Genomic DNA, 12910 nt, shown 5'->3' with positions numbered 1-12910 from the left:
TGTTGATGTCCGTTCATGCCTGCGAGCAGCGGCCGCGCCGCGGAATCGATCGCGGAGCCGACGCTTGAGCGAGCGGCGCCTGCACCACGCCGACAGCGGCGCGTTTCGCAGCGCGATGCGGACGCTGTCGTCGGGCGTGGCGATCGTCGCCTGCGGCGACGAGACCCGGCGCACCGGCTGCACCGTCACCGCGCTCGCCTCCCTCTCGCTCACGCCGCCGACCCTGATCGTCTCGCTGTCGCGCAGCTCGGCGACGCTGGCGGCCATCCGTGAGGCCGGCGCCTTCAGCGTCAATCTTCTGTCGGCGCGGCACGAGGAACTGGCGCAACGGTTCAGCGGACGCGGCGGCGTGCACGGGGCGAGGCGCTTCGACGGCGCCGATTGGACGACGCTCGCCACCGGCGCGCCGGTGCTCGCCGACGCGATCGCCGCCTTCGATTGCCTGGTCGAGGAGGCGATCGAGCGGCATTCGCACGCCATCGTGCTCGGCGCGGTGGTCAGCCTGCGCGAAGGCGCCGAAGAACCCGCCCTGGCCCATTGGCGCGGGGCGTTCTCGGCCTTCCGGTGATTTGGGGCGCCCCCGCGGGCGCCGGTAGCCGCGCTCACTCAGCGCGGTACGCGGCCAGCGGCCGCGTCTACAACGACGCCGAAAACTTCCGCTCCCCCGCGACCCACGTCTCGCTGACCTTGATGGCGGCGATCGCGTCCGGGCTCGCCCCATAGGGGTCGCTGTCCAGAATCGTGAAGTCCGCCTCCTTGCCCGGCTCGAGCGAGCCGAGGCGGTCGCCCTGGCCGAGCTGGCGGGCGGCGTGGAGCGTCACGGCGCGGATCGCGTCGTCGAGCGGCACGGCCTGATCGGGGCCGACCACGGACCCGTCGATGACGCAGCGGCGCGTCACCGCGGTGGCGATCAGCGCCAGCGGTCCCGGCGGCGAGCACGGCCCGTCGGTGTGCAGGGTGAACGGCAGGCCCTCCTTCACGCAGGCGCCCGCCGGGTCCATGAAGGCCGCGCGTTCCGGGCCAAAAATCTGGTCGCGGTAGGCGGCGCCGTACAGGCGCACGTGGTTCATCAGGAAGCTCGGCTGGACGCCGAGCGCTTTCATCCGCCGGATCTGGTCCGGGCGCGCCATGGTCGCGTGCTCGATGCGGTTGACGCCGGGATCGGTCGCGCCGGCATAGGCGGCTTCGATCGCGTCGAGCGCGAGGTCGATGGTGAGGTCGCCGTTGCAATGGACCTGCACCGGCAGGCCCAGCGCCTTCACCTGCGCGACCATCTCCTTCATCTGCGCAGCGTCGAAATTCGGCGCGCCCTTCGCCGACGAGTTCAGGTAGGGCTTCGTCTGCGCCCCGGTCTCCGTCTGGTTCGAGCCGTCGCCAAAGATCTTGACGCCATAGAGCGAGAACAGCGAGCCGTCGACCGGCGCGCCCTTGCCCAAGCCCCGGCCGAGCCAGGGCTCGAGCCCCTTGGTGTCGCCATACATGACGCTCGCGCTGGTGCGGCAGGCGAGCGTGTTGGAAAGCTTGGCGAACGGCGCGATCCAGTCCGAGCGGATCGTTCCCGGCTCGTGCAGCATCGTGTTGCCGACCGACGCGACATGGCGGGCGTAATCGGCGACCGCCTTTGCGGCGACCTCGGGCGTGATCTTGCCGAGGAAGTGGACCGCGAACTTGAGCATCGCGCTCTCTTCGTACACCAGCCCGTCGAGCTTGCCGTCGGGGCCGCGGCCGAAATGGCCGCCGCCCGGCAGATCGCCGACGTCAGGCGCGATCCCCGCGACCTTCAGCGCCTCGGAGTTGACGCAGGCGTCGTGCCCGTTGGTGTACCAGACGAAGATCGGATGGTCGGTCGAGATCGCGTCGAGTTCGGCGAGGGTGAAATCGCCGCCCTGCAGCAGGTTGTCGAAATTGGAGCCGACGATCCACTGCCCGGCGGGCTTGCTCGCCGCCTCCTGCTTCAGATGCGCGACGAGCTTGTCCCGGGTCGGATATTTCGCGTAGCCGACGTCGTCGAGCAGTTCGAAGATCAGCGCGGCCAGAATCGTGTGATTGTGGGGGTCGATGAACCCCGGAAACAGCGTGCGGCCGGCGAGATCGACGATGTTCGTGTCGGCTGTCTTCAGGCCGGAGATTTCGCTCTCGTCGCCGACCGCGAGCACCTTTCCACCCTTGACTGCGATCGCCTGGGCGACCGGCGCGCCGGGCCGCGGCCGGACCGTCCCGCCGCGCAAGATGAGGTCGGCGCCGGCGCCCGCGGCGAAGGCCGGGGCCGCGCCGACTGCGGAGACCGCCGAGGCCGCGCCGACCGAATAGGCCATGAACGCCCGCCGGGTCGGCATGCCCGCCGCCTTGCCGAGGAGAGCCGCCAGGCCCCCCGCGTGGACCGTGTCATGAAGGATGAGCTGGCTGAAACACCCGCGGCACATGCGCCCCTCCGGACCTGCGGAACGTCGAAGCCCTTGGTCTAGATCAAAACCCACCGCGACGTGACGAAAAAGTGTGCACGGCGCTCACGGAAGGCGGCGCGGCGAGCCGCCTCCCGGGCCGCTGACGGAGTCCGTCGACGGATGTTTGCGCGCCCGCTTCGCCATTGATACGTCATGCAATGGTGCTATCGTGTGAAGGGTGTGCGTATCGGGCGCAAGACGCGCGAAGCGAGTGGCGCTCGGTTCTGTCGACGGGGGGCGGGGCGGTGGGACTCGGGAGACTTGGCCGGGCGGCGCTGTTCGCCGTGGTCGCGACGGTCGGTTTGAGCCTTCTCGGCGGAGACTGGCATAGGATCTGGCCGGTCGTCGTGGCGATCGCCGCGCTGATCGCGATTGACGTCCTGTCGGGCCTCGCCGCCGCCGCGGCCGGCCTGATCCTGGTCTGGGGATGCCTGGTCGCGACCGGCGTCGCTCCCGGCCCCGGCGCGGTCGCCGCGACGGCCTCGCGGCTGACGGAGGCGTTGATGAGCCGCGACGCCATGCCGGGGAAGCCGACCGAGCCGACGTCCGGAACGATCGAGGAGCGACTCGCGAAGCTGAACGACCTGTGCGGCAAATCGCTTCTCACTGCGCAGGAATGCGCCGCCGCCCGCGCGCGCATCGTCGATTCGATCGCAAGACCGGCGACCGTCGGCGACGTCAGGCCGTAGCCGTCGGCGGCGACGGCGCGGGCGTCACGAAATCCGGCGCTCGACGGGCCTGACGATCTCGAGCAAGGCCTTGCCCGCCGGGGACAGCGTGCGCCCGCGCCGGGTGATGAAGCCGTGGTTCAGGCTCATCCATGGCGGAGGGATCGGCAGGAGGGCGCAGGCGCCGCCCGCGAACGCCTGCGCGCACGAACCATGCGACCGCCCCGGCGTGGGACTCCGGCGCGGATTGCGGGCGCCGGCGCGGCTCCCTGCACTTTACAAATCGTTCGAACAAAATAGACCAGTCGGCGCGTCGGCTCCGCCCCGGAAGCCCGACGCCGGCGCTTTAATCGAGGGGCTCGAATCGAGGGGCTGGCGCGAAGGCGTGGCGGCGGGACCGCACGTCGGCGACGCCGCCCGCGTCGGCAGGGACAGGGCGAGAGCGCATTCGCCGCGTTCGGCGTCGGAGCGTCAACAACCAAAGGGAGGCGCCGTGATGGTCCTCGTATCGATCGTTATCTTCATCCTCATCCTCGGCGCGGGGTTGCTCGGCCTCTGGGCGCACAAGCGCCTGCCGGAGGCCGTGAAGGACGACAGCGCGCGCAGCGTCGTCGGGCAGGTCACCGGCATCGTCAGCCTGCTGCTCGCTCTGGTGCTGGGCACGCTGATCGGCACGAGCTTCGGCTTCTTCGGCACCCAGAAGACCGAACTCGAGATGCTGTCGTCGCAGATCCTGATGCTCGACCAGGCGCTCGCCCAGTTCGGGCCCGACACGAAGCCCGCGCGCGACCGCCTCAAGGAGTCCGTCCAGACGGTGTACGAAACGTTCTGGGGTGACCGCGACCCCGATCCGAAGCTGTTGTCGGTCACGATGCCGCTCGCCTCCGCCCAGGCGACGAAGGCCTTTCTCGCCACCCTCAAGCCCGAGACCGACGCGCAGAAGCAGGCGCTCGCGTCGGCCAACCTCCTGACCAACCAGATCATGCAGGGACGGGTGATGATCGATCTGCAGGTCGCGAGCCACCCGATCAGTTCGGGGATGCTGACCGTGCTGACGATCTGGGCGGTCATCCTGTTCTTCGCCATGGGCTTGTTCGTGAAGCAAAACGGACTGGTGGTCGCGGCGATGGCGTTCGGCGCGATCTGCGTCGCGTTCGCGATCTTCCTCATCCTCGAACTCGGTCTGCCCTATACCGGCCTGTTCCGCGTCAGCGGCGCGGCGCTGCACACGGTGCTCGAGACGATCGACAACTAGCTCGCGAGGCGGCCGTGCCGGGGCGGGGATTGACGGCGGGCGAAAAAAGCCGTCCCTTCGGCCGCGAAAAGCGAATCGCAACTGTCCACAAGGGGTCGCACGTGTCCACCATCATCGTCTCGCGTCGCGGCCTCCTCGCGAGCGTCGGCGCCCTCGCCGCCGCCGGCCTCGCGGGCTGCAACACCACGCAGACGGCGCCCGCGGCGGGCGCGACGCCCGCTCCCGCGCCGGTCGGCTACCGGATCGCCAGCGTCGTCGTGGACACCACGCCGCTGGTCGGGCAGAGCGGCAACCCGACCGCGCAATGGGCGCAGGACGCGCTGCCGGGCGCGCTGGCGCAGGCGCTTTCGTCCCACATGGCGCCGGGCGACCCGAGCGGCGGAACGCTGAGCGTTGTCGTCAACTCGATCTATCTCGGCGGAGGCGGCCCCGCCGACCCCGACCGGATGCGCGGCGTGGCGACGTTCAACGGACAGCAGATCCCCATCCGCACGACTTCGACCTGGATTTCCAGCCCGGTCGACAATGCGCTGGTCGAGCAGTCGAACCAGAACCGGGTCAACGCCCTCGCCGTGTCCTTCGCCTACCTGCTGAAGAAGAAGTTGCGGCGGGCGTAGGCGGGCCTCCCCGCGCAGGCGGGAGAGGCTGGCCTCCCCCTCGCGCCGCCCCGTCGGGACGAGGGGTCACCGGCTCGGATACCAGTATGACGCCTGCGGCTTCGTCCGGTCCACCACCACGAACTGGTTGGCGAACACGCGGTAGGTCGGGCTCCACTCGCCATCCGGCCATTGCACGCGAATTTCCGCGCGCTCGGCCGTGCCGAGGCCGACGTGCAGCCATCCCATGTGGCCGGAGGCGTCCCCTCCCCCGACCTGGATGGTTCGGGTCTGCGTGCGCACGCCCGTCTTGACCGAGATTTTCGCGCCGACCGCGTCGCGGTTGGGATTCGGCTGAACCAGCCGGATTTCGCTCCAGTTGCCCGAGGGCAAGGGCGGCCCGTCGCCGTTTCTGTCCCCGAGATTGCGGAACAGCGCGACATTGGCGCCGCGATCGATCTGCAAGATGTCGAGCTTGCCGTCGAGGTTGAAGTCGGCGACCAGCGCGCCGCGCCCGGTGCGATTGCCGGAGACGCCGGCGAGGTCGCCGGCTTCCGCGAACTTGCCGCTCCACTGGCCGATCAGGAGGTTGCTGGGATCGTAGGCGGCGAAGTCGGGCATCTGCGACAGGTTGCCCTTGGAGACGAAGATGTCGAGCAGGCCGACATTGGTGAAGTCGGCGAATTCGGCGTGCCAGGCGGTCGAGGGGCGCTTGTCGCCGCCGGTGTAGGGAATATGCGCGGTCGCGCCGACCTCGCCGGCGATGTCGCGGTAGACCGGCAATTCGCCGCGGCCCGCCTCTTCGGTATCGAGCTTCTGCAACTTCTCGTCACCCATCGAGGTCAGGAAATATTGCGGGAAGCCCGAGCCGTCGATGTCGGCTTCGGCAATCCCCATGCCGAAGATGGTGAGATGCCGCCAGCCGTCGGCGCGGCCGTACGGCCGCGGCGGCTTGCCGGGCTCGACCCGCCACAGTTGCTCCTCGCCGCCGCGGTAATATTGCCGGTCGTTGGAGATCCGCAGGCTCGGGACGCCCGATCGGTTCCAGTCGGTGAACAGCATCGAGAGCGCGCAAAAGCCCGGGGCGAGCGGGGTGCGGACCGAATAGTCCGGCTTGTCGCCGGGCTGCGGGCGGTAGAGCGCGTTCTCCTCGCACGTGCCCCAGGGCGAGCCGGGCGCATCGCGGTCGACGTAATGGCCGATCGCCAGCGTCGGAAACTTCTGGCCCGGCTCCCATTCGGCGGCGAAGGAGGTTGTCCAGCCGGGATCGCCCTCGAAGCTCCACTCCTTGTCGGCGAGGGCGAAGGTGCAGTCGGGGCCGCCCTTCAGCATCAGGTTGCGTCCGACGCGCAGGACGAACAGGTCCATGCGGCCGTCGCCGTCGATGTCGATCGGATAGGCGCCGATCACGCCGGTGAGCAGCTTCGGGTCGACGTCGATCGGCTTCTCGACGAATTTCAGCGGCCCGCCGGACTTCGACACGTTGACGTAGAGCTTGGCCGGGTTCTTGCCGCCGGCCAGAAACACCGAGGGGAAGCCGGAGCCGTCGCAGTCGAGGGCCGCCCCTCCGCCGCCGACGAAGAACTCCCACGGGCCGTCGTAGACGCTGTTCAGCCCGGCAGCCTGCGCCTCCTCGCGCATGAGCGGCACGTCGCCGGCCGGCGCGATCCGGTCGGCGGCCTGCGCGGCGGAGCCGGCGAGGAGGGCGGCGGCGAGGGCGAGCGCCGCGGGGCGCGGTCGGCGGCGGCGCCGCTGCGGGGCCGGCGACCCCGCCCCACAACGCGCCGCAAGTCCAGGATCGTTTCTCATCACGGCGCCTCGATCACGAGCGAGCGCAGGTAGGCGACGACGGCGTCGCGCTCGCCGGGCTCGAGCGCGAGATACTGGTCGCGGGCGAAGCGGGCGTCGCCGCCGTGGGCGGCGATGATCTCGTCGAGCATGCGGAACGAGCCGTTGTGGCCGTAGGGCGCGGTCGAGCCGACGCCCCACAGCCGCGGCGTCAGGAACACGTCGCGCTCGACGAAGCGCTGCGCCTGCAGTTCGTTGCCGAGCGCGTTGACCTGCTCGTCGACGACCAGATGCCGCTTGAGGTCGCTCATGAGCGGGATCAGCCACTCGCCCTTGTCGTTCTTCTGCAAGGTCTTGGCGAACGGCAGGGTCGACAGGTCGACGACGATCGGCGCCCCGACCTCGCCCGGGCGCAGGGTTCCGGCCATGTCGTAGGGGGCCGGGTCGGTGAAGACCATCGACTTCAGCGGCAGCGTCTTCACGTGGCACGACGGGCAGCCGATGGCGTCGAACCGCTTCGCCCCCGCCTCGGCGGCGGCGCGCCAGTCGTCGGGCAGGTTCGCCCTGACGGTCGGCGGCGGCAGGGTCGCCTGGAAGGCGACCAGCGCCGAGACGTCGCCGGGCGTGATCGCGTCGGGCACGCCGCTCTCGGAAAAGTCGTGCGTCCCCGTCCAGCGCACGCCGAAACGCTCCGACGCCTCCATCCCGTGATGGACGTTGAGCGCGTTGATGGTGAACTGACGCAGCGAGGTGAACACGCCCTTGCGGCTGAACGGGCGCACGACCAGGTCGGCGTCGACGCCGTCGACCGAGTCGAGGTCGACGATGCCGTCGGGATGAGCGACGATCCAGCCGAAACGCACGCCCTTGCTGACGAGGTCGGCGCGCACGTCCTTGCCCGACCGGCAGGCCTCCCCGACCGCGCCCGCGCGGATCGCCTGGAGGTCGGCGGTCATCTCGCGCGCGAGCAGCTCGACCAGCCCCGCGCCCGTCAGCGCGATCGTGTGCCGCTCGCTCGAGAACGAGGGGTCGATCGTGTCGAATTGCGCGCTCTCGAAGCCCTCCGAGACGAACACGTTGGCGACGACGTCGCCCGATCCGCCGACGACGGGGTCGTTGTGGCAGCCGAAGCAGGAGTTCGAATCCGGGCCGCTCGTGCGGGTGAACGGCGGATTGACGCCGCTTTTGCGCCGGGTCGGGATGATCGCCTGCGTCGCCTTCGGCCGACCGGCGCCGTCGAGGGTGGTGAACTTCGCCTTGAACAGGTCTCGGCCGCGCTCGACGAGCGCGGGAAGCGCGGCGGGTCCGGCGGCGGCCGCGGCGGCGAAGTCGACATGGGCGCCGGGGGGAAAGACGCGCTCGTCCCAGCTGCCGGCCGCGGCGGGCCCGACGGCGACCAGGAAAGCGACCGCTCGCGCCGCAGCCAGAACTCCCAAGGCTCGTTTCATGTCCCTCGCCTCGCCGTTGACGCGGCGGATCGTTGTCCCGTTGGACCCTGTTTGTCACGTTCCGCCGCGCGCCCGCAAGCGCAATTCGCTGCCCCGCTCGAGTTCTGAGTTGCGCACCTCAGCGGCGATTGCTATGAAACGCGACGAAGAGCAGGGGAATATGGCGGCAGGCCACCTCACACTGAAGGACATTGCTCGGGAGGCTGGAGTGAGCGTGGCGACCCTCGACCGCGTTCTGCACGGTCGCGCCGGCGTGCGCGACGATACGGCGCGACGGGTCCGCGAGACCATCGCCCGTCACGGGTTCCATCCGTCCTCCGCGGCGGCCGATCTCGCGCGCCGGCGCACGAGCCGGTTCGCCGTCGTCGTCCCGGACGGGGGCAACCTCTTCATGCAGGCGATCGTCGCCGCCGTCGGCGACATGAGCGCATGGCTCAACGCCCGGCGCGCCAGCGCCGAGACCATCAGAGCCGACGTCTTCAATCCGGCGGCGCTGGCGGAAACCCTGGAATCGCTGGCCGGACGCTACGACGGCGTCGCCGTGGTGGCGCTCGACCATCAGAGCGTGAGGGCCGCGATCGACGATCTCGTCGCCGCCGGGACGCATGTCGTGACGCTCGTCTCCGACGTGCCGGGCTCGCGCCGCCATCACTATGTCGGGATCGACAACGTCGCCGCCGGCCGCACCGCCGGATCGCTGATCGGCCGGTTCGCCTGCGGCCGCATGGGCGAGGTCGGGGTCGTCGCCGGGTCCCAGTCGCTGCGCGACCACGCCGAGCGGGCGTTCGGCTTCCATCAGGTGACGGGCCTCGAATATCCGAACCTGTCCGCGCTCGCCCCGGTCGAGGGCGGCGACCGCGATGAGGCGAACGAGACCCTCACGGCGAGGTTGCTCGCCGATCATCCTGACTTGATCGGGCTCTACAACGTCGGCGCCGGAACGCCCGGGGTGATGAAGGCGCTCGCCGACTCCGGCCGCGAGGGCGAAGTGGTCGTCGTCGCCCACGACCTGACCCCGGTCACCCGCCGCGGCCTGCTGCGCGGCGCGATCGACGCGGTGATCGTGCAGGACCCCGGCCACGAGGCGCGCTCGGCGATGCGGGTCCTGCTGTCGCTCGCGCGCCGCGAGCCGATCCTGGCCGAACAGGAAAAGATTCGCGTCGAAATCGTGATGCGGGACAATCTGCCATGAGCCCGTCGCCGAGCCGGGTCAAACGTCCGGGGGATGGTTGCGCCGGCGTCGCCTCGGCGGTTAGTGTCGCGATCCCGCACGATCGCCCGGTAAGACAGCGGTCCAAGAGCTTTAACCGGCCGTCGACGAGACCCCGAACTCGGGTTCTCGCGCCGGCCTCCAGTGGAGGAAAGACATGAAAGTTGTAGCCAAGCTTGCGATCGGGGCGGCGCTGCTCGCGTCCGCGAGCGCGATGGCCTTCGCCGCGTCGGCGAAGGACGTGACGGTCGGCGTCTCCTGGTCGAACTTCCAGGAAGAGCGCTGGAAGACCGACGAGGCGGCGATCAAGGCGGTGCTCGACAAGGCGGGGGCGAAATACATCTCGGCCGACGCCCAGGCCTCGCCCGCCAAGCAGCTCACGGACGTCGAGAGCCTGATCTCCAAGGGCGCGGACGTGCTCCTGATCCTGGCGATGGACAACAAGGCGATCCTGCCGGCGGTCAAGAAGGCGGCCGACGAAGGCATTCCGGTGATCGCCTACGACCGCCTGATCGAGAACCCGAACGTTCTCTACATCACCTTCGACAACATCGGCGTCGGCCGCATGATGGGCAAGGCGATCGAGGCGGCCAAGCCCGCCGGCAACTACGCCTTCATCAAGGGCGACAAGGGCGACGCCAACGCCGACTTCCTGTTCTCCGGCATCACGGAAGTGCTGAAGCCCGCCATGGACGCCGGCAAGATCAAGGACGTCGGTCAGACCTACACCGACGGCTGGAAGCCCGACAACGCCCAGAAGGAAATGGAGCAGATCCTCACCAAGAACAACAACAAGGTCGACGCGGTCGTGGCCGAGAACGACGGCATGGCGGGCGGCGTCGTCGCGGCGCTCGCGGCGCAGGGCATGGCCGGCTCCGTGCCGGTGACCGGACAGGACGGCGACCACGCGGCGATCAACCGCGTGGCGCTCGGCACCCAGACCGTGTCGATCTGGAAGGACGCGCGCGACCTCGGCCATGTCTCCGCCCAGGCCGCTCTCGACCTCGCCAAGGGCAAGAAGCGCGCCGACATCGAAGGCGTGAAGCCGTTCTCCGGCGGCCCGAACCACGTCAAGCTCGACAGCATCCTGCTGACCCCGCTCCCGGTCACCCGCGACAACCTCGACGTCATCGTCGACAAGGGGTGGATCACCAAGGCCGAGGTGTGCGCCGGCGTGAAGCCCGGCACGGTCAAGTTCTGCGACTGAGGTCGAGCCGCCCCTCCCCGGGGTGAAACCGAACGAGGCCGCGCCGGTTGTTTCCGGCGCGGCCGTCTCTCGAGGCGATGGCGCCGCTCCCGCGCGAGGGGCGCCGAAACGAGAACCAAAAAAAGGGAGTGCCCATGACCTCCGCAGCGCCCGGCGCCGCCAGCGCCGCCCCCGACGAGCCGACCCTTCGCCGCATACTCCGGGCGACCGAAGTGGATACCCGGATGCTCGGGATGATCTTCGCGCTGGCGCTGATCTGGGTCGGGTTCAACGTCTACACGCAGATCCAGTCCGGCGAGGGCCTGTTCCTCACCCCGCGCAACTTATGGAACCTGAGCGTCCAGACGTCGTCGATCGCGATCATGGGGACGGGCATGGTGCTCATCATCGTGATGCGCCACATCGACCTGTCGGTCGGGTCGATCATCGGCTTCGTCTCGACGATCATCGGCGTCGCCCAGGTCCGGATCCTGCCGGAATATCTCGGCCTCGACAGTCCGGCGATCTGGATTCTCGCCGTCGTCCTCGCGCTCGTGGTCGGCGCGGCGATCGGGGCGCTGCACGGCTCGTTGGTCGCCTATCTCGGCATCCCCGCCTTCATCGTGACGCTCGGCGCGCAATTGTTCTGGCGCGGCGCCGCCTGGTGGGTGACGGCCGGCCAGACCATCGCGCCGCTCGACCCGCGCTTTTCGCTGATGGGCGGCGGCCCGCACGGCTCGATCGGCGCGACCTGGAGCTGGGTCCTCGCCCTGCTCGCCTGCGTCGGCATCGTCTTCAGCCTCTATTCGGGGCGGCAGCGGCGGGCGCGCTTCCGCTTTCCGCAGCGGCCGATGTGGGCCGAATATCTGATCGCCGCCGTCGGCTGCTTCGTCGTGCTCGGCGCCACCCTGATCGTCAACGCCTATCCCTGGCCGGAGCGGGTGGCGGCCCGGTGGGCCGAGGCCAACAACGTCGCCGTGCCCGCCGGCGGACTGTTCATCTCCACCGGCTGGGCGATTCCGGTGCTGATCGCGCTGGTGGTGGGCTTCGCGATGACGTTCCTCGCCCGGCGCACCCGGTTCGGCCGCTACGTCTACGCGATCGGCGGCAACCCGGAGGCGGCCGAGCTCGCGGGCATCAACACCAAGCGCATCACGGTCATGGTGTTCGCGCTGATGGGCATGCTCGCCGCGATCGCCGCCTGCATCGACTCGGCGCGGCTCGATTCGGCGACCAACGTGCTCGGCCAGCTCGACGAGCTCTATACGATCGCCGCCGCGGTGATCGGCGGCACGTCGCTCGCCGGCGGCGTCGGCACGATCTACGGCGCCCTGATCGGCGCCCTCGTCATCCAGTCGCTGCAGTCGGGCATGATCCTGCTCGGCTTCGATTCGGCCTTCCAGCAGATGGTGGTCGGCGTCGTGCTGGTCGGCGCGGTCGGCCTCGACACCTTCTATCGCCGCAGAACCGCGAAGGGCTAAGTCATGGACGCTCAGGTCCGCACCCCGCTCATCGAGATGAAGGACATCTCGATCGCCTTCGGCGGCGTGAAAGCCGTCGACCACGCCTACATCGACCTCTACCCCGGCGAGGTGGTGGGTCTGCTCGGCCACAACGGCGCCGGAAAATCCTGCCTGATCAAGATTCTGTCCGGCGCCTACAAGCGCGACGCCGGGCAGATCTTCGTCAACGGGGAAGAGGCCCACATCTCGAACCCGCGCGACGCCAAGAGCTACGGCATCGAGACGGTCTACCAGGCCCTCGCCCTCGCCGACAACGTCGATGCGGCGTCGAATCTCTATCTCGGCCGCGAGCTGCTCACCCGCTGGGGCACGCTCGACGACGCCTCGATGGAAGCGGAAGCGCGCAAGGTGATGGGGCGGCTGAACCCCAACTTCCGCCGCTTCAAGGAGCCGGTGATCGCGCTCTCCGGCGGCCAGCGCCAGTCGGTCGCGATCGCCCGCGCGATCCACTTCAACGCCCGCATCCTGATCATGGACGAGCCGACCGCGGCGCTCGGGCCGGCCGAGACGGCGCAGGTCGGCGAACTGGTCAAGCAGCTCAAGTCCGACGGCATCGGCATCTTCCTGATCAGCCACGACATCCACGACGTGTTCGACCTCGCCGACCGGGTGACGGTGATGAAGAACGGCCAGGTGGTCGGCTCGGGCCGGGTCAGCGACATGACCAAGGACGAGGTTCTGGGCATGATCATTCTGGGCAAGTGTCCGCCCGGCGCGCTGCCCGGCCCGGGCGCGATGCAGGGGTGATAGCCCCGGGCCCCGCCCGGACGTTTTGATCCCGCGGTAACCCTT

Annotated in this window: 11 protein-coding genes; 8 read left to right on the top strand and 3 right to left on the bottom strand. The window is 69.5% G+C overall.

Annotated elements, in window-relative coordinates:
* The first annotated feature begins 64 nt into the window (after positions 1 to 64).
* Entirely contained in the window at positions 65 to 568 is a 504-nt protein-coding gene (locus tag DFR50_RS18870) for a flavin reductase family protein (RefSeq protein ID WP_113890823.1), read from the top strand.
* A 67-nt stretch (positions 569 to 635) separates the two neighbouring features.
* Here the strand turns inward: DFR50_RS18870 and DFR50_RS18865 are convergent, their stop codons facing one another.
* Positions 636 to 2423, bottom strand: coding sequence for an amidohydrolase (locus DFR50_RS18865; RefSeq protein ID WP_113890822.1), 1788 nt, complete (start codon positions 2421 to 2423; stop codon positions 636 to 638).
* Positions 2424 to 2689: 266 nt separating this feature from the next.
* Between DFR50_RS18865 and DFR50_RS18860 the strand changes: the two genes are divergently transcribed.
* The 3 genes from DFR50_RS18860 to DFR50_RS18850 all read left to right on the top strand — a co-directional run bounded on the left by DFR50_RS18860 (position 2690) and on the right by DFR50_RS18850 (position 4984).
* The gene (locus tag DFR50_RS18860; RefSeq protein WP_113890821.1) at positions 2690 to 3133 is read left to right on the top strand and encodes a hypothetical protein; all 444 of its coding nucleotides are present in this window, start codon (positions 2690 to 2692) and stop codon (positions 3131 to 3133) included.
* Between the two features lie 475 nt (positions 3134 to 3608).
* Positions 3609 to 4367, top strand: a complete 759-nt coding sequence (locus DFR50_RS18855; RefSeq protein WP_113890820.1) for a bestrophin-like domain — start codon at positions 3609 to 3611, stop codon at positions 4365 to 4367.
* Positions 4368 to 4468: 101 nt separating this feature from the next.
* Positions 4469 to 4984, top strand: coding sequence for a hypothetical protein (locus DFR50_RS18850; protein ID WP_147262811.1), 516 nt, complete (start codon positions 4469 to 4471; stop codon positions 4982 to 4984).
* Between the two features lie 66 nt (positions 4985 to 5050).
* Here DFR50_RS18850 and DFR50_RS18845 read toward each other — a convergent pair whose 3' ends face one another.
* Both DFR50_RS18845 and DFR50_RS18840 read right to left on the bottom strand, forming a co-directional pair.
* Positions 5051 to 6772, bottom strand: a complete 1722-nt coding sequence (locus tag DFR50_RS18845) for a CRTAC1 family protein (RefSeq protein WP_113890818.1) — start codon at positions 6770 to 6772, stop codon at positions 5051 to 5053.
* A complete protein-coding gene (locus tag DFR50_RS18840) occupies positions 6772 to 8199 on the bottom strand; it encodes a di-heme oxidoredictase family protein (protein ID WP_113890817.1) in 1428 nt (475 codons plus the stop codon). Before DFR50_RS18840 ends, DFR50_RS18845 begins: the two co-directional genes overlap by 1 nt.
* A gap of 160 nt (positions 8200 to 8359) precedes the next feature.
* Here DFR50_RS18840 and DFR50_RS18835 point away from each other — a divergent pair, with 160 nt between their 5' ends.
* The 4 genes from DFR50_RS18835 to DFR50_RS18820 all read left to right on the top strand — a co-directional run bounded on the left by DFR50_RS18835 (position 8360) and on the right by DFR50_RS18820 (position 12865).
* Positions 8360 to 9391, top strand: a complete 1032-nt coding sequence (locus DFR50_RS18835) for a LacI family DNA-binding transcriptional regulator (RefSeq protein WP_113890816.1) — start codon at positions 8360 to 8362, stop codon at positions 9389 to 9391.
* 175 nt (positions 9392 to 9566) lie between these two features.
* On the top strand, positions 9567 to 10616 hold the full coding sequence (locus DFR50_RS18830; protein ID WP_113890815.1) for a substrate-binding domain-containing protein: 1050 nt from the start codon (positions 9567 to 9569) through the stop codon (positions 10614 to 10616).
* Between the two features lie 134 nt (positions 10617 to 10750).
* A complete protein-coding gene (locus tag DFR50_RS18825; protein WP_113890886.1) occupies positions 10751 to 12076 on the top strand; it encodes a sugar ABC transporter permease in 1326 nt (441 codons plus the stop codon).
* Between the two features lie 3 nt (positions 12077 to 12079).
* On the top strand, positions 12080 to 12865 hold the full coding sequence (locus DFR50_RS18820) for an ATP-binding cassette domain-containing protein (protein ID WP_113890814.1): 786 nt from the start codon (positions 12080 to 12082) through the stop codon (positions 12863 to 12865).
* The last annotated feature ends 45 nt before the right edge of the window (positions 12866 to 12910 follow it).

This window comes from Roseiarcus fermentans, from assembly GCF_003315135.1.
GTDB lineage: Bacteria > Pseudomonadota > Alphaproteobacteria > Rhizobiales > Beijerinckiaceae > Roseiarcus > Roseiarcus fermentans.
This window is presented reverse-complemented; position numbering and strand designations above follow the sequence as displayed.

What these genes read in the sequence shown, in the direction of transcription:
- DFR50_RS18825 (WP_113890886.1), top strand. Translation starts at nt 10,751, where the DNA reads ATGACCTCCGCAGCGCCCGGCGCCGCCAGCGCCGCCCCCGACGAGCCG.
- DFR50_RS18820 (WP_113890814.1), top strand. Translation starts at nt 12,080, where the DNA reads ATGGACGCTCAGGTCCGCACCCCGCTCATCGAGATGAAGGACATCTCG.
- DFR50_RS18840 (WP_113890817.1), bottom strand. Translation starts at nt 8,199, where the DNA reads ATGAAACGAGCCTTGGGAGTTCTGGCTGCGGCGCGAGCGGTCGCTTTC.
- DFR50_RS18835 (WP_113890816.1), top strand. Translation starts at nt 8,360, where the DNA reads ATGGCGGCAGGCCACCTCACACTGAAGGACATTGCTCGGGAGGCTGGA.
- DFR50_RS18830 (WP_113890815.1), top strand. Translation starts at nt 9,567, where the DNA reads ATGAAAGTTGTAGCCAAGCTTGCGATCGGGGCGGCGCTGCTCGCGTCC.
- DFR50_RS18845 (WP_113890818.1), bottom strand. Translation starts at nt 6,772, where the DNA reads ATGAGAAACGATCCTGGACTTGCGGCGCGTTGTGGGGCGGGGTCGCCG.
- DFR50_RS18855 (WP_113890820.1), top strand. Translation starts at nt 3,609, where the DNA reads ATGGTCCTCGTATCGATCGTTATCTTCATCCTCATCCTCGGCGCGGGG.
- DFR50_RS18865 (WP_113890822.1), bottom strand. Translation starts at nt 2,423, where the DNA reads ATGTGCCGCGGGTGTTTCAGCCAGCTCATCCTTCATGACACGGTCCAC.